Genomic DNA, 19,261 nt, shown 5'->3' on the forward strand with positions numbered 1-19,261 from the left:
CCCCTTGGGATAGTGGAGCTATGGCCTCGCCGTCCCTGCTCGCCGCCGCCGAACGGCTGGCCGTCCTCCTGAGCGCCGGCCCCGTGGCGCCCCTGGCCGACCCCGAGGGCAGCGACCTGGAGCTGGCCGCCGAGGTCGAGCTGCGGCCGCTGGCCCGCCGGGCCGCGCCGCCCGAGGTGTGGGCGGTCGACGGGGGCCAGGCCGTGGTGGCCGACGCCCGCTGCGTTCAGGTGGCCGTGACCCGGGCCGCTCGGGTGCGGTTCGTGGGCGGGGAGGCCGTCACCGAGGAGGAGGGCGACCTGCGGGCCTGGCTGCTGGGCAGCGGCGAGGAGCGGGTGGCCGCCCTGTCGCTGGGCCTCGGAGTGTCACCCGACGCGGCCGTCGACCTCAACCTGCTGCGCGACTGCGAGGAGTGGAAAGCCGTCGGGCGGTCGGTGGCCGAGGCCACGCCGGGGGCCATGGTCCTCGTCGACGGCGACCTGCGGCCCGACCTGCGGGTGCCGGTCGCCGAGGTGGCGGCCATAGTGGCCGAGGCCGAGTCGCGGGGGGTGACGGTGGCGGCTGTGACCAAGCACTCCTCGCTCTCGAGAGGAGGGGCCCCACTGCTCGGCCAGCTGGAGCTGGAGGCGGCCGCCACCTTGGGCGAGCGGGCCATGTGGTGGGCGCCCGTGGGCCGCACCCGGGCCTCGCTGGGCCTCGACGTCATGGTGCTGGCCGCCCGCCTCGACCCCGACGCCCGCTTCGCCTTCCGGGTCGACCTGCCGGCCGCGGCCGACCCCGAGCCCGTCCTGGGGGCCCTGTCGGCACTGTGCGACGACGCCGCCTTCCCTGGTTACCCCTACCCGCTGTCGGTGGCCGACCGCCTGGCTGCCTGCCCCTCGTGGGCCCGCCACGACGTGCGCCTCGACCTCGACGACCACCTCGACCTGGCCGGGGTGCCCATCGAGGTGCGCGAGCGGGCCTTCGCCGACCGCCACGCCCTCATGGAGCGGGCATGAGCGCCGGGAGCGGGACAGGGGCGGCGGCCAGCCGGGGCCGGCTGTTCGGCAAGAACGTGCTCGAGGCCGTCTTCCGGGCCGGGCCCGACGAAGACCTGTTCCTGGGCGAGCTACTGGTGGGCGTCGACGACGCCACCGGCCGGCGCTACCTGTTCAGGGTGGTCGACGTCACCTACGGCAGCGAGCACCGCGAGCCGGGCTGGGCCGAGCGGGTGGCGGGCACGCTGCTGTCCGACGACTCCCGGGGCGAGCTCGGGGCCCACCGGCTCCACGAGCAGTCCAAGCGCACCTACCGGGTGGCCACCTGCCGCTGCCTGGGCTACCTGGCGCCGGGGGGAGACGAGTTCCGCAAGCCCAAGAGCCTTCCCACCCAGTTCTCCCGGGTGGTGTCGCCCGAGCCCGCCGACTTCGACTTCCTGCGCACGCGGATGGGCGACCTTCCCCTCGGCCTGCTGCGTAGCGGCGAGACCACCGTCGAGTTCGAGGTGGGCATCCCCGGGCGCTCGCTGGCCACCCACGTGGGGGTGTTCGCCACCACCGGCATGGGCAAGTCCAACCTCGTCAAGGTGCTGGCCGCGGGTGTGCTGCGGGCCCAGGGGCGCTACGGCCTGCTGGTGATCGACCCCCACGGCGAGTACCGGGGGGAGCTGGGCCGCCACCCGTGGGCCGGCGAGCGCCTACGCACCTACGCGGCCCGCTCGCTCCCCAACACCTCGGCCCTGCGGGTGGGCCTGGGCGAGCTGACCGTCGACGACCTGCGCACGGCCTACGAGTGGTCACGCCCCCAGGAGGAGGCCCTGTTCGAGCTGGAGCGCCACTACGGCCGGGAGACGACCGGGCTGGGGTGGCTGCTGGAGTTCTCCCATGTCGAGGACCTGCCCGGGTTCCGGGAGGCCGAGCTGCACGGGCGGGTGGCCCTCAACACCCTCCAGGTGGTCCACCGCCGGGCGTGCCGCATCGTGGGGCTGCCGTGCGTGGCCGCCGACGCCTCGGTGTCGGTGGGGGCGGCCGTGCTGCGCGACCTGCGCGAGGGCAAGGTCGTGCTGCTCGACGTGAGCGGCCTGGGCTCGACCGAGGAGGTGCTGGTCGCCTCCTTCCTCACCCGGCGGGTGCTCGACGAGTGGGCCGGGGCCTATCTCGACGACCCCGAGGCCCACGAGCGGCTCCCGGTGGTGGCCGTGGTCCTGGAGGAGGCCCAGCGGGTGCTGGCCGGCAACCAGGACCGCGAGTCCAACGTGTTCCCCCGGGTAGCTCGCGAGGGCCGCAAGTTCAAGGTCGGCCTGTGCGCGGTGACCCAGCAACCGAAGCTGCTCGACGGCGAGCTGCTCAGCCAGTTCAATACGTTCTTCGTGCTGGGCCTGGCCGACGAGAAGGACCGCAACATCCTGCGCTCTTCGTCCAAGCAGGACATCTCCGCCCTCGGCCCCGAGATCCAGACGCTCATGCCCGGCGAGTGCCTGATCGCCAACCTCGACGCCCCTTTCGCCCTGCCCGCCAAGGTCCACCTCTACGCCGACGTGGTGCGCGCCTGCCCGCCCCCGCCCGCCCCCCGCCCGGTGGCCCCGCCCAACGTGGCCGCCTTCGTGGACTGATGGGGCCGTCGTGAGGGTCGTGGCCATCGGCGACGCCCACCTGGGGCGGGGTTACTACTCGTTCACCACGCCCGAGGGGGTCAACCAGCGCGAGCGTGACTTCGAGGTCTCGTTCGAGGCGGCCGTCGAGCTGGCGCTGGCCCAGTCGCCCGACCTGGTGGTGTGGCTGGGCGACGTCTTCGACCACCCCCGGCCCACCTACCGGTCGTTCCGGGTGGCCCAGCGGGCGCTGGCCCGGGTGCGCGACCACGGGGTGGCCACCGTGGTGATCAGCGGCAACCACGACACACCCCGCCTGCCGGGCACGGGCAGCCCCTACTCGGCCCTGGCCGACACGTTCCGCGACGTGCACTTCGCGCACCGCATGGCCTACGAGCACTTCGAGCTGCCCGGCCTGGTCGTGCACGCCGTGCCTCAGATGCTCACGGTGGCCGACACCCTGGCCGCCCTCGACGAGGCCGACCGGGGGCGCAGCCTCGACCGGGTCAACCTGCTGCTCACCCATCCCCGGGTCACCCAGGTCGAGCCCAGCCACGCCGACATCAACGAGATCGAGGTCGACGCCGGGGCGCTGCGCTCCGACTTCGTGCTGCTGGGCCACTACCACTTCCACACCAAGGTGGGCGACGGCATCTGGTACGCGGGGGCCACCGACACGTTCTCGTTCGCCGACAACCCCGACAAGGCCAAGGGCATCCTGGTCCTCGACACCGACACGGGCGAGAGCCGCCACGTCGCCCTGTCGGGCCAGCGCCCTCTGGTCACCCTCGAGGCCGTGCACGCCCTCGGCCTGTCGCCCGCCGAGGTCGAGGCCCAGGTGCTGGAGCGGGCCGCCACCGTGCCCGAGGGGGCCGTAGCCCGCCTCTACCTGGAGGGTGTCGACCCCGAGGCCTACCGCCTGCTCGACCGCCACGCGGTGGCCGAGGCCGGGGCCCGGGCGCTGGTGCTCAAGCTCGAGCCCGACTTCGCCCACGCTGCCTCCAACGTCGAGCTGGCCGAGCTCGACACCGTGCCCACCCGGTGGGACCGCTACGTGGAGGGCCAGGACATCGCCGGCTATGACAAGGAGTGGATCCGCCAGCGCGGGCGTGACGAGCTGGCCCGGGCGGTAGAAGAGGCGGCCGGCTGACATGCAGATCACCCACCTCTACCTGCAGAACTACCGGGTCTTCGAGGAGCCCGTCGACCTCGACATCCCCCCCGGGCTGGTGGGCGTCTACGGGCTCAACGGGGCCGGCAAGTCGACCTTGCTGGAGTCGGTGCGCTTCGCCCTGTTCGGCCGGGCCCGCACCAGCCTCGACCAGGTCCGCACCTCGGGGGTCAAGGCCGAGTGCATCGCCGAGGTCGAGTTCGAGCACGAGGGCCACCTCTACGTGGTCCGCCGCTCGATCTCGGGCTCGGGGGCGACCGTCAAGGCCCAGGCCCACGCCGACCGGCTCCAGGTGGCCGAGGGGGCGCGGGACACGGCCCGCTACGTCCACTCCGTGCTGGGCATGGACGACGCCGCCTTCCGGGCCTCGGTCTTCGCCGAGCAGAAGCAGCTGGCCGCCCTCTCCCAGCAGCGCCCCGAGGAGCGGCGCAAGCTCGTGCTCCAGCTCCTGGGCATCACGCCCGTCGACTCGGCCCGCGACCGGGCCCGTACGCAGGGCCGCGAGGCCACCGCCACCGTCGAACGCCTGCGCTCGCTGCTCCCTGACCTGGCCACGCTTGAACAGGAGGCGACGGCCCGGTCGGCCGAGGCTGAAGCCGCCGGGGCCGAGGCGGTGGCCGCCGGCCGGCACGCGGAAGAGCTGGCCGAGGCGGCGGCCCAGGCCGAGGCCGAGCACGAACGGCTCGACGCCCTGCGCCATGAGCACGACCGGGTCGCGGCGGAGGCGTCGGCGGTGCGCGCCGAGCACGACCGTGGGTCGTTGCGGGCCGAGAAGGCCGCGGCTGCGCTCGACGAGCTCGAGCGCCACGCCGGTGAGCTCACCCGCTTGGAGCCGGTTGCCGCCGGGCTGGCGGCCGTAGAAGCGCGGGTCAACGCCTTGCAGGCGGTGGCCGGAGCAGCCGAGGCGGTGGCCGCAGTGGTGGTCCCCCCCGAGCCCGAGCCGGCCGATGAGGAGGGTGAGCAGCAGGCCCGGGCCGCGGCCGACGCCGCGGGCCAGGCGCTGGCCGGGGTCGAGGGCCTGCTCCGGGCGGCCGAGGAAGAGCACCAGCGGGCCAAGGCGGCTGTCGAGCGTTCGTCACGCCTGTCGGGGGAGGCCGGCTGCCCATTGTGCGGCCAGGCCCTGGGGGGCGCCTTCGAGCAGGTGCAGGCCCACCGGGCCGCCGAGCTGGCCGAGGTGGGATCGAGGCGTGAGGCCCTAGCCGCCCGCCAGGCCCAGCTGTCAGCCGCCGCCCAGCAGGCGTCCGCGCAGGCAACGGCCCGGGCCGTGGCCCTGCGCCGGTCCCGGGCCGAGTGGGCGACGTTCGAGAAGGCCCAGGCGCGGCGAGCCCAGGCCGAGCAGGCCCTGGAGAGAGCACGCCAGGCGTGTGGCGACGCCGTCCCCGACCCTGCCGCCCTTCCTGCCCTGGCCGACGAGCTGCGCAAACGCCGGCAGGCCTACGAGCGGGTTCTCTGGCTGCGGAGCCGGATCGAAAGGCGGGCCGAGCTGGAGGCCGAGCTGGCGGCCGAGCGGCTGTCGGTTGACGCGTGCGCGGGCCGCCTGAGTACTCTCGGCGAGAAGCTCGCGGCCCTCGGGTTCGTGCCCGAGGCCCTGGCCGCCGCCCGCGCCACCCGGGGGCGGCTACGGGCCGAGCTGACCGCCGCTCAGCGGGCGGCCCAGCAGGCGGCCATGCGGGCAGCCCAGGCGGCCACTGCGGCCGCCGCCGCCGCCCAACGGCTCACCGACGCCGAGGCTCAGCACGCCCAGCTCGCCGTCCAGGTGGAGGATGCCCGCCACCTCCAGCGCCTGGGCGAGCTGCTGCACTCGTTCCGCAACACGCTGGTGGCCAGCGCCGGGCCCCGCCTGTCGGCCCAGGCCGCCAACCTGTTCGCCGAGCTCACCGACCACGAGTACGACGACCTCCAGGTCGACCCCGAGACCTACGAGATCCGGGTGTCCGACCAGGGCCAGGCTTACGGGATGGACCGCTTCTCGGGGTCCGAGACCGACCTCGCCAACCTGGCCCTGCGGGTGGCCATCAGCGAGCACGTGCAGTTCCAGTCGGGGGGCATGGTCGGCCTGCTGGTGCTCGACGAGGTGTTCGGCCCCCTCGACGACGAGCGCAAGGACCGCATGCTGGCCGCCCTCGAACGGCTGCGCTCGCGGTTTCGCCAGGTGCTGGTCGTCACCCACGACTCGGCCATCAAAGAGCAGCTCCCGCACGCCATCGAGGTGGTCAAGCGGCCCAACCGGCGGGCGGCCGTGCGCCTCGTAACCGGCCGGTGATCACCGGTGGCTGGGCCTTTCAGCCGCCCAGGCCGGCCCTCACCTCGTGGGCCGGCCGGGCCTTCCACCAGCGTCCGAAGTTCTCGTTGGTGGTGAACGTGCGGGGGTCCATGCGGTCGATGTAGAGCACGCCCGCCAGGTGGTCGAGCTCGTGCTGGAGGATGCGGGCCGGCCAGCCTGCCAGCTCCATCTCCACGGGCTCGCCATTGGCGTCGAGGGCCTTGACCCGCACGGCCCGGTGGCGGCGGACGAGGGCGGAGAACCCGGCCACGCTCAGGCAGCCCTCGAAGAACTCGTCGGTCTCGTCCCCGACCGGCTCCAGGGTGGGGTTGACCAGGGCGGCGAAGGGCAGGGCGTTGCGGCCCAGCTCCCGCCTCCGGGGCTCGCTCATCGACCCCAGCCACGGGCCGTCGTCCTCGACGACCACGACCTGGAGGCCCTCGCCCACCTGGGGCGCGGCCAGGCCCACGCCCGGGGCGTCGTACATCGTCTGGCGCATGGACACGATCAGCTCCTGGACGAACGGGGTGCCGATCTCAGCCGCCGCCAGGGCCCTGGCCGGCCGGCGCAGCACGGGGTCCCCGGCCTGGACGATGTCGAAGATCATTCCGGCAGTCTGGCGGGTGATAGCAACAGGCCGCCATGAACGTGATCTTGGACCTCGACGGCGTCATCTGGCTGGCCGACCAGCCCATCGCGGGGTCGCCCGAGGCCGTCGGCCGCCTCCGGCGGGCCGGTCACCGCCTGCTGTTCCTCACCAACAACTCCAACCCGACGGTGGCCCACCTGGTGGACAAGCTGGCGGGCATGGGGATCGAGGCCGCACCCGAGCAGATAGCCACCTCCTCGCAGGCGGCCGCCGCCCTCGTCGCCCCCGGAGCCACCGCCCTGGTGTGCGGGGGACCGGGGGTGGTCGAGGCGCTGGCCGCCCGGGGGGCCGAGACGGTGACCGAAGGCCCGGCCGACGCCGTCGTAGTGGGGTTCCACCGCGAGTTCGACTACGGGCGGTTGACCGCGGCCTTCCGGGCCATAGCCGGTGGGGCCGTCTTGATCGGCACCAACGACGACACCACCTACCCGACCCCGAGCGGCCCTGTGCCCGGAGGTGGGGCCATCCTGGCCGCGGTGGCCGCGGCCGGGGGGGTCGAGCCCGTCGTGGCCGGCAAGCCTTACCAGCCCATGGCCGACCTCGTGCACGCCCGGCTGGGCACCGGTGGTCCCACCGTCCTGATCGGTGACCGGCCCTCGACCGACGGCCTCATGGCCCGGCGCCTGGGGGTGCCCTTCGTCCTGGTGCTCAGCGGCGTGACGACCGAGGAGCCGATCGCGCCCGAGGCCGCCCCCGCCCTGGTGGCTGCTCGCCTGGCCGACGTCGTCGGCCCCGACGGCCAGGTTCAGGAGTCGGCGTAGACCCAGGCCTCGACCGTGAGGTCGTGGGCCCGCTCGGCGCAGTCGTCGCGCACCACCGTGAAGTGCAAGGTGGCGTCCCCGGGCTCGGGGATGCCACCCACTGTCACCTGGTACTCGCCGATGGCCTGCCCGCACAGGTTGGTCACGACGTTGAGAAGGCCGTTGGACAGCGTGTATTCGCCCGCGCTGGGGCCGCTGCCCTGGGCGGCGATGAGCACGAACCCGCCGTTGCCCCGGAGCTGGAGCAGCCCTTGGCGGATGTTGCGGTAGATGCCTTGCACGTCCGAGGGTTGGGCGGGCACGCCCGGGTGGGGCGGCTGGACGTTGGTGGCCGGCTCGTTGCCACAGGCGGTGGCCGCCAGTACAGCGGTCACGCCCACGACGGCCAGCCACGGCCGGCGCCAGGGCGGGCGCCCCGGACGGGCGGCGCTCACAGCCGGCTCATGCGCTTGAACTGCTCGCCTTGGGCCAGCCCGGCCAGACGGCCGTGGTCGGCCGCCCGGTCGGCCATGCGCTGGCGGAAGCGGTCCGCCTGGGTGGTGTCGTCGGGATCGTCGATCTCGTGGGTCGTGACGTGCTGGCTGCGGTGGGCCATGAGGGCCTCGACCTTGGCGTCGAACCAGCCCTCGATGTCCTCCACGTGGTCGGGCTCGTCGGGCTCGAACAGCAGCAGGTGCGCCGGCCGGTGGGGCGTGACCTCCTGCTCGGGGAAGAAGTGCGGGTCGCGGGCGGCCACGATGCCGTCGACGGTGAGAAAGCCGGCCGCCCGGTGGTCGGGGTGCAGGCGGTAGCGCTTCCACGGGTCGTGGCCCAGCACCACGTCGGGCCTCAGCTTGCGTACCCAGTAACAGACCTCCCACCGCTGGCGCAGGCCGGCCTCGAGCTCGCCGTCGCGCCACCCCAGGAACACCACCTCGCCCGTGCCCCCCAGTGCCCGCGAGGCGGCCCGCTGCTCCTGCTGGCGGGTGGCCACCAGTGCAGCCAGGTCCTCGTCGGGCGACCACGAGCCCTTGGAGCCGTCGGTGCACACCAGGTGGAAGATCTCGCAGCCGGCGGCCGCCCACTTGGCGAGGGTGCCGCCACAGCCGAACTCCACGTCGTCGGGGTGGGCGCCGATGGCCAGGGCGCGGGCCGGCACCTCTAGGTCGGTGGACACCTCGCTCATGCGGGAGCCCCCACCCGCTCGTGCAGGAGGTCGGCCGGCAGGTCGACGTCGTGGCCCAGGTGGCGGGCGCGCACGACCCTCAGGGGGAGGCCCAATCGGAAGGCCTCGGCGCCGTGGCGAGCGAACGACCCCGGGCCGTAGGAGAACGTGAACCCGGCCCCGGCCGGGACGGCCACCACGTTGGTGCCGTTGCCGGCCCGGTCGGGCACGATCGTGACTCCCGGGAAGCGGGCCACCCAGGCGAGGCCCCGGGCCAGGGGCAGGTCCCCGTGGGCCACCACCACCCGCCGGGCACCACCCTCGCCCAGGCGGGCCACACCCGCCTCGACGGCCCGGTTCAGGCCCCGCTCGGGCTCCCAGATGACCAGCGCCCCCTGCTGGCGGGCCCAGGAGGCCACCTCCAGGTCGTCGCACACGACCGCCGTGGGCAGGGGCCGGGCGGCCTCGACCACGTGGGTGGCCATGGCCCGGGCCAGCTCGGCCCGGGCCATGGGCGCCAGCGCGGGGGCGAGCCTCAGCTTGGCCTCGGTGAACGCCTTGACGGGCAGCAGGACCGCCACCGGGCCCAAGCCCGGTCGCCCCCGGCTCACCCGGCGATCTCGTACACGCGTGCCAGCGGCTCCTGGCGCAGCAGCCCCCGGAAGCGCACGATGGCCTCTTGGACGGCCCGCGAGGCGACCGCCTCCTCCATGGCCTCGAGCGACGCCCAGCGGGTGACTACCGCCCCCTCGACGAGGCCGCCGGCGTTCTTCTCGACGCTCACCAACAGCTCGACGGACAGGCAGCCGTCGAGGGCGGAGAAGACCCCGACCACGTCGTCGTCGAACAGCCGCCTGACCTCGGCCACGTCGGAGGGGTCGACGGCGCTCTGGTAGAGGCGCAGGTAGGTGGGCATCACGGCCTCCACGAGCTCTTGATGAACATGCCGGCCAGGTCGGGGCTGGTGGTGAGGGCCATCCTGTCCCGGTCGAGCACGCCCGCCAGCCTCTCGCCCGTGCCCGGGTACTTCAGCGTCACCCGCACCTCGGCCTCGGTCACCTCGATCACGTTGTACGACGGCCGGGTGTAACCCCGGAGGCGGTGCGAGGACACCGTGCCGGAGTTCACGAGCAGCACGTGGTCGAGCAGCCACAGGTGGGGGACGTGCTTGTGGCCCGACAGGACCATGTCGACGTCGCACTCGGCCATGAGGGCGAGCACGTCGCCCGCGTCCCACACCGTGTTGCGCTCCCGCCCCGTGCCCGGCACGGGGACCAGGTGGTGGTGGAGCACGAAGATGCGGAACGCCTCGCCCACGTCGAACTGCTGGCGCACCCAGCGGTAGCGCTCCCGGCCGACCTCGCCCTCGGCCAGGTCGGGCTTGGACGAGTCGATGGCCACCACCTGGGCGCGGAACTGGGGGTTGCCGTTCACGGGGACGGCCACCGACATGACCCGGTCGCCCTTGTCGGCCACGTCGCCCGGCCCGAAGGTGTCGCGGAAGTGGAGGTAACCGACGTTCTTGGAGTCGTGGTTGCCGGGCACGACCAGCACCCGCAACCCGTGGTCGGTCAGCGGCTGGAGGTGATCCTGGGCCATGCGGAACTCGTGGGCGTAGCCCTCGGCCGTGAGGTCGCCGCCGATGACGACCAGGTCGGGTTCCAAGGCCAGCGTCTCGTTGACGGCCGTCGCCAGCAGTTCGCCGTCGAAGTAGGGAGACCCGCAGTGGAGGTCGGAGAGCTGGGCGATGACGAACTCGTGGCGGCCCACCCGGCCGAGTGTAAGGGCGGGCGCGGTGTTCATCCCAGCCCGGCCGGGGCCGCCGGCCGATGTGCCGCCGGCCGATGTGCCGGCAGATGTGCCGGTAGATGTGGCGGTACGGTGGGCCCATGTCGCCGGCACGCGTGGCTGTCCTGGGCGCGGGGTCGTGGGGGACGGCCATGGCCGCCATGGTGGGCCGGCGGGTGCCGTGTTCGCTGTGGGCCCGCCGGCCCGAGCTGGCCCTGGCCGCGGCCACCGGGCGCCACAACCCCGAGTACCTCCCGTCGCTGGTGCTGCCCGACCTGGTGGCCCCGACGGGTTCGCTGGCCCTGGCCCTGGAGGGGGCCGAGGTGGTGGTCATGGCCGTCCCCTCGCACGGCTTTCGAGACGTTCTGTCGCGGGCGGTCCCGCACATCCGCCCGGGCGCCCCGGTGGTCAGCCTGGCCAAGGGCATGGAACAGGGCACCCACCTGCGGATGACCGAGATCGTGGCCCAGGTGGCCCCGGGCCATCCCAGCGCGGTGCTCACCGGGCCCAACCTGGTGGAGGAGATCGTGGCCGGCTACCCGACGGCCAGCGTGGTGGCCGCGGGCGACGACGACGTCGCCGCCGAGCTCCAGCAGCTCTTCAGCACCGAGGCCTTCCGGGTCTACACCAACCCCGACGTGGTGGGGTGCGAGGTCGCCGGTGCCCTCAAGAACGTGATGGCCATCGCCGCCGGCATGGCCGACGGGCTGGGGTTCGGCGACAACACCCGGGCCGCCCTGATCACCCGAGGGCTGGCCGAGCTCACCCGCCTGGGCACGGCCCTGGGCGGGCGGGCCTCGACGTTCGCCGGCCTGGCCGGGATGGGCGACCTGGTGGCCACGTGCACCAGCGGGCGCAGCCGCAACCGCTTCGTGGGCGAGCAGCTGGGCCGGGGGCGGACGCTGGCCGAGATCACGGCCGAGACCCGGTGGGTGGCCGAGGGTGTGCGCACGTCGGCCGTGGTCGTCGAGCTGGCCGCCTCCGTGGGGACCGAGACCCCCATCGCCGAACAGGTGGTGGAGGTGCTCTACAACGGCAAGCGGGCGTCGGACGTCGTGACCGACCTCATGGCCCGGGTCATGCGCTCGGAGCTGCACGGGATCGCGGCCACTTCCCCCTCCTGAGGGCCGCCGTGCTGTGCGGGCCCTGTGAGCGCCGCGCGCCCACCACGGCTCCTGGCCCGTACCATGCCAACGACGCCCTCCGTCCGCCCAGGAGCCTTCCGTTGACCGACTTCTCCGAACCCCGCCCTGCGGCACCCGGTCCCGCCCAGGCCGCCGCCCTGCTCGAGAAGGCCCTCTTCGAGGTGAAGAAGGTCATCGTCGGCCAGGACCGGCTGATCGAGCGCATGGTGGTGTGCCTGCTGGCCCGGGGCCACTGCCTGCTCGAAGGGGTGCCCGGCCTGGCCAAGACCCTGGCCGTCGAGACCCTGTCCGACGTGGTCGGGGGCACCTTCGCCCGCCTCCAGTTCACGCCCGACCTGATCCCCTCCGACATCGTCGGCACCCGCATCTTCCGCCAGTCCAACGAGACCTTCGACGTCGAGCTGGGCCCGGTGTTCGCCAACTTCGTGCTCACCGACGAGATCAACCGGGCACCGGCCAAGGTGCAGTCGGCCCTGCTGGAGGTAATGGCCGAGCACCAGGTGTCGATCGGGGGGGTGACCCACGCCGTGCCCGAACCCTTCCTGGTCATGGCCACCCAGAACCCCATCGAGTCCGAGGGGGTCTACGCCCTCCCCGAGGCCCAGCGCGACCGGTTCTTGATGAAGGTGGTCGTCGGTTACCCGACCCGGGCCGAGGAGGTGGAGATCGTCCAGCGCATGGGCGTCTCGCCCCCCCGGGCCTCGAGGATGCTCGAGGTCGACGACCTGGTGGCCCTCCAGGGCGTGGCCGACACGATCTTCGCCCACCGGGCCATCGTCGACTACGCGGTGAGGATCGTGTTCGCCACCCGGGAGCCGGCCGAGGCCGGGCTCGACGACTTGGTGCCCATGATCTCCTACGGCGCCAGCCCCCGGGCCAGCCTCGGCCTGGTGGCCGCCGCCCGTGCCCTCGCCCTGCTGCGGGGCCGGGACTACGTGCTGCCCATCGACGTGATGGACGTGGGGCCCGACGTGCTCCGTCACCGCCTCGTGCTGTCCTACGAGGCGCTGGCCGAGGGCGTCGAGGCCGACCAGATCGTGCGCCAGGTGCTCGAGGCCGTGCCCGCCCCCCGGCTGGCCCCCAGCCAGGACCCCACGGCCGGGCTGACTCCCCAGGCGGCCGCGGCCGCCGTCCCGCCGCCGCCCGCCCAGGGCCTGCCGGCGTGAGGGCCGCCCCCCCGGCGCCGTCGCGGCAGTGGGCGGTGGCCCCACCGTCGGTGCGGGTGGGGCGGGCCGAGGAGGTGCTGCGCCAGCTCGACCTGCTGATCACCCGCCGCCTCGACGGCCTGCTCCAGGGCGACTACCAGGGCCTGCTGCCCGGCCCCGGCAGCGAACCGGGGGACGGGCGGGAGTACCGCCCGGGCGACGACGTACGCCGCATGGACTGGAACCTCACGGCCCGCACCGGCTCGCCCCACGTACGCGACCTGATCGCCGACCGGGAGCTGGAGACCTGGGTGCTGGTCGACTGCTCGGCCAGCCTGATGTTCGGCACGGCCTTGTGCGAGAAGCGCGACCTGGCGGTGGCCGCCACCGCGGCCGTCGCCTTCCTGACGGCTCGCACGGGCAACCGCATGGGGGCCGTGCTGGTGTGGCCCGGGGGCCACGCCCACGTCCCCGCCCGCCCTGGGCGCCAGGCCATGCTGGCCCTGCTCCACACCCTGATGACCCGCCCCCCCGACGGCGACGGTGCCGGGAGCACCGACCTGGGGGCGGCCGTGGAGCTGCTGCTGCGCCCCCCGCGGCGGCGGGGGCTGATGGTGGTGGTGTCGGACTTCTTGGAGGCAGGGGCGTGGGAGAAGCCCATGCGGGCCCTGGCCGCCCGTCACCAGGTGCTGGCCGTCGAGGTGCTCGACCCCCGCGAGCTGGAGCTGCCCAACGTGGGGTACCTGACCTTGGTCGACCCCGAGACCGGCCGCCTCTACGAGGTGCAGACCTCCAAGGCGGGCCTGCGGGAGCGCTACGCGGCGGCCGCGGCCGCCGAGCGGGCCGAGGTGGCGGCCGCCCTGCGCCGGGCCGGCGCCCAGCACCTGCAGCTGCGGACCGACCGGGACTGGGTCCGTGACGTGGTGCACTTCGCGGTGGCCACCCGGCGGCGGGGCGCCGGGTTCCAGAAGGTGCAGCCGTGACGAGCCCGGCCCTGTCGGCCGTGAGCTTCCTGGCTCCGGGGCGGCTGTGGTTCCTGGTGGGCGTGGTCGCCCTGGCCGTGCTCTACGTGGTCCAGCAGCTTCGCCGCAAGCAGTACGCCGTGCGCTTCACCAACCTGGCCCTGCTCGACCGCATCGCCCCCCGCCGCCCGGCGTGGCGCCGCCACGTGCCCGCGGCCGTCTTCCTGCTGGCCGTGACGACGTTCACCGTCGCCTTCGCCAAACCGTCGAGGCCCGTGCAGGTCCCCCTGGAGAGGGCCACGATCATCATGGCCATCGACACGTCGCTGTCCATGGAGGCCACCGACGTGGAGCCCACCCGCATCGAGGCGGCCAAGCAGGCGGCCGCCTCGTTCGTCGACCTGCTCCCGCCTCGGCTCAACCTCGGGCTGATCGCCTTCTCGGGGGCCGCCCAGGTGCTGGTGGCGCCCACCACCGACCACGAGCTGGTCAAGCGGAGCATCTCGACGCTCGACCTGGGCCCCCGGACCGCCATCGGCGAGGCCGTGTTCCTGGCTCTCCAGAGCATCGCCACCGTGCCCTCCGATCCCGGCCAGGAGGCCCCGCCGGCCCGGATCGTGCTCATGTCCGACGGCGAGACGACGGTGGGCCGGCCCAACCTGCTCGCGGCCCGGGCGGCCGTGGAGGCCCAGGTGCCGGTGTTCACCATCGCCTTCGGCACCGACCGGGGGACGGTGGCCGTCGAGGGCCAGCTCGTGCCCGTACCGGTGAACCGCGACGCCCTGCGCCAGTTGGCCGAGGCCACCGGAGGGAGCTCGTTCGACGCTCAGTCCGAGAGCGAGCTACGGGCCGTGTACTCCGACATCGGCAGCTCGATCGGTTTCCGCACCGAACCGCGCGAGGTCACCTCGTGGTTCGTAGGCCTAGGCCTGCTCTTCGCCATGGCCGCGGCTGCGGGCTCGCTCCTGTGGTCGTCCCGCCTGCCGTGAGAGGGTCCGCGAAACGGGGCCTGGCATCCCGTAGGCTGACCGCCGAGGTTTATTCGTGCGACGCGGGCCACGCAACTTACTGTTCGTCCTCATCCTCGTCCTCTTGGGGACGGGGGTGACCACTGCCGTGCTCCGGCGCGGGGCCGATACGGGTACGGCCACCGGTCCTGGGGCCACGACCACGACGGTGGTGACGACCAGCGCCCCACCCACGACTGCGGCCGGGCCGACGACCACCTCGGCGGTGCCGGGCGCCACGACCACGACCGTGGCCGGGGCCACCACGACCACATCGGTGGCCGGGGCCACCACGACCACATCGGTGGCTACGGCTACGACGACCACATCGGTGGCTACGGCCACGACGACCACATCGGTGGCTGCGGCCCCGACCACCTCGACGGCGGTCGGGGCCACGACCACCTCGACGCTGGCCGCCGGAGCGACGACGACATCGCTGGCCGTGCCGCCCACGGTGGCCATGCACCCCGACACCGGCAGTGGGCCATCGGGCTGGTTGACGGGCGTTGCGCTGGCCGCGCTGGGCGCCCTCGGGCTGGCGGCCGCCGTGCGGCCCGGGAGGGCCCGCCGGAGGGCCTGATGCGGGTGGCGTTCGGCACCGACGAGCGCACGCCGCTGGCCGACGTGGTCGTCGGCGCCCTCACCGCCGCCGGCCACGAGGTGGTGCTGGTGGTCGAAGACGAGCCGTGGCCCCACGTCGGCCGCCGGGTGGGGGAGTGGGTGGCTGACGGCCGGGCTGACCGGGGCATCGTCTGCTGCTGGACGGGCACCGGTGTGTCGATGGCGGCCAACAAGGTGGCGGGGGTGAGGGCGGCGCTGTGCACCGACGCCGAGACGGCCCGGGGCGCCCGCCGGTGGAACGACGCCAACGTGCTGGCCATGGGACTGCGCCTCACGTCGGAGACGACGGCCCGGGAGATGATCGAGGCGTTCCTGGCCACCGAGCCCGACGAGGGCGAGGCCGCCAACGTCGCGTTAGTCGACCTCGGCTAAAGTGAACATCCTGTAACGAACGCATCGGGCGGCCACCGAGACGGAAGCGGGGAACATTCGAATGCGCATAGGCAGGAGGGCCGCACTGGCGGCCGTCGTACTTGGCCTCGTGGCTGGGGCGTGCAGCACCGACGACGACACCTCGACCGGGCAGGCCCCGACGACCGTCGAGGAACAGCCCGTCAGGGGGGGCACGCTGGTCGTGGCCCTCGACGGTGCCGACCCGGGCAGCCTCAACCCGGCCGTGACGTCCAACGGCGGTGTCCACACCGCCTCCGAGCCCATGTTCAACGGGCTGGTGGGGCTCGACCCCGACGGCCGCCCGGTGGGCGAGCTGGCCGAGAACTGGACGATCGAGGAGAACGGGGCGGTCTACCGCTTCAACCTCCGCCAGGGCGTCAAGTGGCACGACGGGCGCGACTTCACGTCCGACGACGTGGTCTTCACGTTCGAGAAGGCGCTGTTGCCCTTCCACTCCCGCACCCGGGCATCGCTGATGGCGGCCAACGTGACCGTCACCGCGCCGGATGCCCGCACGGTCATATTCCGCTTCCCGGCGCCCTACGCCCCGCTGCTCCAGCAGCTCAACGTGACCGAGGCGCCCATCATCCCCAAGCACGTCTACGAGGGCTGCAGCGATATCTCGACCGTGGCCGGGTGTCCGGCCAACCGCTCGCCCGTCGGCACCGGCCCGTTCAAGTTGGTGTCCTACGACACCAGTGAGATCCGCCTGACCCGCCACACCGAGTACTTCCGGCCCGAGCTCCCGTACTTCGACACCCTGGTCATGAGGATCGGGTTCGACCAGGGCGCCAAGACGCTGGCTCTCCAGCGGGGTGAGGTCGACTGGGCCTGGGGCGTGCAGGCGTCCGACCTGTCGGTGTTGCGGGGCGATCGCAACGTGACCCTGGGCGACGCCTCCCGGGGCCCCGGCGGCGGCAACTGCGTGCTGACGGTGGCGTTCAACCTGCGCCCCGGTGAGGGCCACCTACCCATCTTCGATGACATCCGGGTCCGCCAAGCCTTCTGGCACGCCACCAACCGCCAGCAGGCGGCCGACCAGATCCTGTTCGGCCAGGGGCGGGTCTCGGCCCAGCCCATCCACAGCGCCATCGGCGTGGCCCGGGCCACGGGCCTGACCATGCCCGCCTTCGACCTCAACCGCGCCCGCCAGCTCCTCGACCAGGCCGGTTGGCGCGACGAGGGCGGTGGCGTGCGGGTGGCCCGGGGCGTGCCCAACGTCCCCGACGGCACCCCGCTGCGCATCGACTTCCACGGCTTCGCCGGCACCCAGACCGACTACGGCCAGGCCCTGCGCCAGCAGTGGCGAGAGATCGGCGTCGACCTGGAGACCAAGCAGGAGGACAACCCGACCCTGTCGGCGGCCGTGTTCCGCGACCGCAAGTTCGACACGGCCATCATCTCCTACTGCAACGAGGCCGACCCTCTGATCGGCGTCCGCCGCCAGTACCACTCCAGCCAGATCAGCCAGGCGGCGTTCACCAACGCCTCGGGTTACAGCACCCCGGAGATGGACCGGCTGTGGGACCAGTCGACCACCGAGGCCGACGCCACCCGGCGCAACCAGCTGTTCCAGCAGATCCAGGAGATGGCCGTTCGCGACCTGCCCTACATCTGGATGGCCGAGACCGTCAGCACCCGGGTGTGGAACTCGGCGTGCACCGGCTTCAACCTGCAGAACACCGGCCTCTTCGCCGAGGCCGCCTACTGCCGGCGCTGAGAAGAGCGTCCCGCCACGGCCTGCCTCCCGGTGAGGCAGGCCGTGGCGCGCTGGTCCCAATGGCGATGACCCCATGAGCTGGCGCTACCTCGCCCGCCGCCTGGCCCAGGTCGTACCGGCCGTGTTCGCCATCATCGTCATCACCTTCGCCATCATCCACCTGGCTCCCGGCGACCCGGTGACGGCCGTGGCCAGCGGGAACGGGGACCAGGAGTACTTCGACTTCATGCGGGAGAAGTTCGGGCTCGACCGGCCCCTGCCCGCACAGTTCGGTACGTACTTCAGCAACGTCATCCGCGGCGACCTCGGAAACTCGTTCGCCCAGGGCCAGCGGGTCTCGACCCTCATCCGGGAGCGCGTGCCCACCACCCTGCTGCTGCTGGGCACTTCGCTGGTCATCTCCAGCATCGGGGGCCTGGCACTGGCCCTGGCCGCCGCCCGCCGGCCCCTGGGCATGGTCGACCTGGGTGTCAGCACGGCTTCGCTCGTCGGTTACGCCCTGCCCACCTTCTGGCTGGCCCAGCTGGCCCTGCTCACGATCGCCTTTCGCACCGGCTGGTTCCCCATCCAGGGGATGACCGACGCCCGGGCCGACCACACCGGCCTGGCCCACTACCTCGATATCGCCCACCACCTCGTGCTGCCCGCGCTGGTCCTGGCCGTGTCCGAGGTCGCCCTCGTGGCCCGGGTGGCGCGTACCGGGCTGATCCAGGAGCAGGCCTCCGGGTACGTGCGCACAGCCAAGTCGAAAGGCCTCTCACCCACGAACGCGCTGATGCGCCACGCCCTCCCCAATGCCATGCTGCCGGTGGTGACGGTCATCGGGGGCCGTATCGGCTCGTTCTTCTCGGGGGCGGTGCTGGTGGAGACCGTCTTCGGGTGGCCGGGCCTGGGCCGGCTCCTGCTCGACGCGGCCAACACCCGCGACCATCCCGTCCTGCTGGGCGTCGTGCTCGTCGTCGCTTTCAGCGTCCTGCTCGCCAACCTCCTCACCGACCTGGTCTATGCCTGGATCGACCCCCGCATCCGTTACCGCTGAGGTCGCGGCGGCCACCTCGGGGCCGCTCGGCGAGCTCCCCGACAAGCCCATCTCGGAGCGGCGCCTGGCGCTGCGCCGGTTCCGGCGCAACCCCGCCGGGATGGTGGGCCTGGTGCTCACCGTGCTGCTGCTCGGCTTGGGCCTCATGGCCAACGTGCTCAAGCCCGGTGACCCGTTCGCCTACGCCGGCCAGCCTTTGCAGCCGCCGTCGGCCGAGCACTGGTTCGGCACCGACAACCTAGGCCGCGACATCCTGTCGGCCGCCCTTCATGGCATGCGCACGTCCGCGGTCGTCGTCTTGTGGGTCGTGCTCATCGCCGCCGCCCTGGGCGTGGCCATCGGTGCATTGGCCGGCTACCGGGGCGGGCTGGTCGACGACGCCCTGATGCGCTTCACCGAACTGTTCCAGACGATCCCCCGGTTCTTCCTGGTGCTGCTGGTGCTGGCCCTGTTCGGGAGCGGGATGGACAACATGATCCTCGTGCTGGGGCTCACCTCGTGGCCCATGCTGGCCCGGGTCGTGCGGGCCGACGCCCTGTCGATGCGCGAGAGACAGTTCGTGGAGGCCGCCCGCTCCTTGGGGGCCACCAACACCCGCATCCTGGTCCGGCACATCCTGCCCAACCTGGTGCCCGCAGCCGTGGTGGTCATCGCCCTGCTGGCCTCGCGGATCATCCTGCTCGAGGCCAGCCTCAGCTTCTTGGGCCTGGGCGACCCCAATGCCATGAGCCTCGGCTTCCTGGTCTCCAACGCCCAGCGGTTCATCCGGGTGGCATGGTGGATGTCGGTGTTCCCCGGGATCGCCCTGGCCCTGGCCGTGATGGCCGTCAACCTCCTGGGCGACGGCCTCAACGACTCCCTCACGCCCAACCGCTGAGGGG

The 19,261-nt window shown here is 73.1% G+C and carries 20 protein-coding genes; 14 read left to right on the plus strand and 6 right to left on the minus strand.

Annotated elements, in window-relative coordinates:
- Positions 1-20 precede the first annotated feature (20 nt).
- The 4 genes from AB1673_09165 to AB1673_09180 are packed head-to-tail and all read left to right on the plus strand — an operon-like array spanning position 21 to position 6,003.
- Complete coding sequence (locus AB1673_09165) at positions 21-998, plus strand: DNA double-strand break repair nuclease NurA (GenBank protein ID MEW6154139.1); 978 nt, start codon at positions 21-23, stop codon at positions 996-998.
- Positions 995-2,590, plus strand: a complete 1,596-nt coding sequence (locus AB1673_09170) for an ATP-binding protein (protein MEW6154140.1) — start codon at positions 995-997, stop codon at positions 2,588-2,590. Before AB1673_09165 ends, AB1673_09170 begins: the two co-directional genes overlap by 4 nt.
- A gap of 10 nt (positions 2,591-2,600) precedes the next feature.
- Positions 2,601-3,719 carry a DNA repair exonuclease gene (locus AB1673_09175; GenBank protein MEW6154141.1) on the plus strand — a complete coding sequence of 373 codons (1,119 nt, stop codon included), beginning with the start codon at positions 2,601-2,603 and terminating at the stop codon, positions 3,717-3,719.
- A 1-nt stretch (position 3,720) separates the two neighbouring features.
- Positions 3,721-6,003 (plus strand): SMC family ATPase, encoded by a 2,283-nt coding sequence (locus tag AB1673_09180; protein ID MEW6154142.1) that lies wholly within the window; start codon positions 3,721-3,723, stop codon positions 6,001-6,003.
- 19 nt (positions 6,004-6,022) lie between these two features.
- On the opposite strand, the gene def is transcribed toward AB1673_09180, so the two are convergent.
- Positions 6,023-6,610, minus strand: a complete 588-nt coding sequence (def, locus tag AB1673_09185; GenBank protein MEW6154143.1) for a peptide deformylase — start codon at positions 6,608-6,610, stop codon at positions 6,023-6,025.
- 35 nt (positions 6,611-6,645) lie between these two features.
- Here def and AB1673_09190 point away from each other — a divergent pair, with 35 nt between their 5' ends.
- The gene (locus tag AB1673_09190; protein MEW6154144.1) at positions 6,646-7,413 is read left to right on the plus strand and encodes an HAD-IIA family hydrolase; all 768 of its coding nucleotides are present in this window, start codon (positions 6,646-6,648) and stop codon (positions 7,411-7,413) included.
- Here the strand turns inward: AB1673_09190 and AB1673_09195 are convergent.
- Genes AB1673_09195 through AB1673_09215 form a run of 5 tightly spaced genes read right to left on the minus strand, consistent with a single transcriptional unit; the run spans position 7,398 to position 10,327 of the window.
- Complete coding sequence (locus AB1673_09195; protein ID MEW6154145.1) at positions 7,398-7,847, minus strand: hypothetical protein; 450 nt, start codon at positions 7,845-7,847, stop codon at positions 7,398-7,400. The genes AB1673_09190 and AB1673_09195 overlap by 16 nt on opposite strands.
- Positions 7,844-8,578 (minus strand): PIG-L family deacetylase, encoded by a 735-nt coding sequence (locus AB1673_09200; protein MEW6154146.1) that lies wholly within the window; start codon positions 8,576-8,578, stop codon positions 7,844-7,846. Before AB1673_09200 ends, AB1673_09195 begins: the two co-directional genes overlap by 4 nt.
- Complete coding sequence (gene cofC / locus AB1673_09205) at positions 8,575-9,168, minus strand: 2-phospho-L-lactate guanylyltransferase (protein MEW6154147.1); 594 nt, start codon at positions 9,166-9,168, stop codon at positions 8,575-8,577. Before cofC ends, AB1673_09200 begins: the two co-directional genes overlap by 4 nt.
- Positions 9,165-9,473 carry an antibiotic biosynthesis monooxygenase gene (locus tag AB1673_09210; protein ID MEW6154148.1) on the minus strand — a complete coding sequence of 103 codons (309 nt, stop codon included), beginning with the start codon at positions 9,471-9,473 and terminating at the stop codon, positions 9,165-9,167. Before AB1673_09210 ends, cofC begins: the two co-directional genes overlap by 4 nt.
- Positions 9,473-10,327 (minus strand): metallophosphoesterase, encoded by an 855-nt coding sequence (locus AB1673_09215; GenBank protein MEW6154149.1) that lies wholly within the window; start codon positions 10,325-10,327, stop codon positions 9,473-9,475. The genes AB1673_09210 and AB1673_09215 overlap by 1 nt, the downstream gene beginning before the upstream one ends.
- Before the next feature lie 119 nt (positions 10,328-10,446).
- Between AB1673_09215 and AB1673_09220 the strand changes: the two genes are divergently transcribed.
- From AB1673_09220 to AB1673_09260, 9 genes are all read left to right on the plus strand, one after another.
- The gene (locus AB1673_09220; GenBank protein ID MEW6154150.1) at positions 10,447-11,469 is read left to right on the plus strand and encodes an NAD(P)H-dependent glycerol-3-phosphate dehydrogenase; all 1,023 of its coding nucleotides are present in this window, start codon (positions 10,447-10,449) and stop codon (positions 11,467-11,469) included.
- Between the two features lie 101 nt (positions 11,470-11,570).
- Positions 11,571-12,656 (plus strand): AAA family ATPase, encoded by a 1,086-nt coding sequence (locus tag AB1673_09225; protein ID MEW6154151.1) that lies wholly within the window; start codon positions 11,571-11,573, stop codon positions 12,654-12,656.
- A 35-nt stretch (positions 12,657-12,691) separates the two neighbouring features.
- Complete coding sequence (locus AB1673_09230; protein ID MEW6154152.1) at positions 12,692-13,618, plus strand: DUF58 domain-containing protein; 927 nt, start codon at positions 12,692-12,694, stop codon at positions 13,616-13,618.
- A 20-nt stretch (positions 13,619-13,638) separates the two neighbouring features.
- Positions 13,639-14,586, plus strand: coding sequence for a VWA domain-containing protein (locus tag AB1673_09235; GenBank protein ID MEW6154153.1), 948 nt, complete (start codon positions 13,639-13,641; stop codon positions 14,584-14,586).
- Between the two features lie 55 nt (positions 14,587-14,641).
- Positions 14,642-15,187, plus strand: a complete 546-nt coding sequence (locus AB1673_09240) for a hypothetical protein (GenBank protein MEW6154154.1) — start codon at positions 14,642-14,644, stop codon at positions 15,185-15,187.
- Positions 15,187-15,600: an RpiB/LacA/LacB family sugar-phosphate isomerase gene (locus tag AB1673_09245; GenBank protein ID MEW6154155.1), complete on the plus strand. Its 414-nt coding sequence runs from the start codon at positions 15,187-15,189 to the stop codon at positions 15,598-15,600. The genes AB1673_09240 and AB1673_09245 overlap by 1 nt, the downstream gene beginning before the upstream one ends.
- 61 nt (positions 15,601-15,661) lie before the next feature.
- Entirely contained in the window at positions 15,662-17,341 is a 1,680-nt protein-coding gene (locus tag AB1673_09250) for an ABC transporter substrate-binding protein (GenBank protein MEW6154156.1), read from the plus strand.
- A gap of 73 nt (positions 17,342-17,414) precedes the next feature.
- A complete protein-coding gene (locus AB1673_09255; protein MEW6154157.1) occupies positions 17,415-18,380 on the plus strand; it encodes an ABC transporter permease in 966 nt (321 codons plus the stop codon).
- A complete protein-coding gene (locus AB1673_09260; protein MEW6154158.1) occupies positions 18,346-19,257 on the plus strand; it encodes an ABC transporter permease in 912 nt (303 codons plus the stop codon). Before AB1673_09255 ends, AB1673_09260 begins: the two co-directional genes overlap by 35 nt.
- The last annotated feature ends 4 nt before the right edge of the window (positions 19,258-19,261 follow it).

It is taken from the genome of Actinomycetota bacterium (assembly GCA_040754375.1).
GTDB lineage: Bacteria > Actinomycetota > Acidimicrobiia > Acidimicrobiales > AC-14 > JBFMCT01.

Excerpts from the sequence above, each read along its gene's own strand:
- AB1673_09165 (MEW6154139.1), top strand. The coding sequence starts at position 21 with ATGGCCTCGCCGTCCCTGCTCGCCGCCGCCGAACGGCTGGCCGTCCTC.
- AB1673_09170 (MEW6154140.1), top strand. The coding sequence starts at position 995 with ATGAGCGCCGGGAGCGGGACAGGGGCGGCGGCCAGCCGGGGCCGGCTG.
- AB1673_09180 (MEW6154142.1), top strand. The coding sequence starts at position 3,721 with ATGCAGATCACCCACCTCTACCTGCAGAACTACCGGGTCTTCGAGGAG.
- def (MEW6154143.1), bottom strand. The coding sequence starts at position 6,610 with ATGATCTTCGACATCGTCCAGGCCGGGGACCCCGTGCTGCGCCGGCCG.
- AB1673_09190 (MEW6154144.1), top strand. The coding sequence starts at position 6,646 with ATGAACGTGATCTTGGACCTCGACGGCGTCATCTGGCTGGCCGACCAG.
- AB1673_09200 (MEW6154146.1), bottom strand. The coding sequence starts at position 8,578 with ATGAGCGAGGTGTCCACCGACCTAGAGGTGCCGGCCCGCGCCCTGGCC.
- AB1673_09210 (MEW6154148.1), bottom strand. The coding sequence starts at position 9,473 with ATGCCCACCTACCTGCGCCTCTACCAGAGCGCCGTCGACCCCTCCGAC.
- AB1673_09220 (MEW6154150.1), top strand. The coding sequence starts at position 10,447 with ATGTCGCCGGCACGCGTGGCTGTCCTGGGCGCGGGGTCGTGGGGGACG.
- AB1673_09245 (MEW6154155.1), top strand. The coding sequence starts at position 15,187 with ATGCGGGTGGCGTTCGGCACCGACGAGCGCACGCCGCTGGCCGACGTG.
- AB1673_09250 (MEW6154156.1), top strand. The coding sequence starts at position 15,662 with ATGCGCATAGGCAGGAGGGCCGCACTGGCGGCCGTCGTACTTGGCCTC.
- AB1673_09255 (MEW6154157.1), top strand. The coding sequence starts at position 17,415 with ATGAGCTGGCGCTACCTCGCCCGCCGCCTGGCCCAGGTCGTACCGGCC.
- AB1673_09260 (MEW6154158.1), top strand. The coding sequence starts at position 18,346 with ATGCCTGGATCGACCCCCGCATCCGTTACCGCTGAGGTCGCGGCGGCC.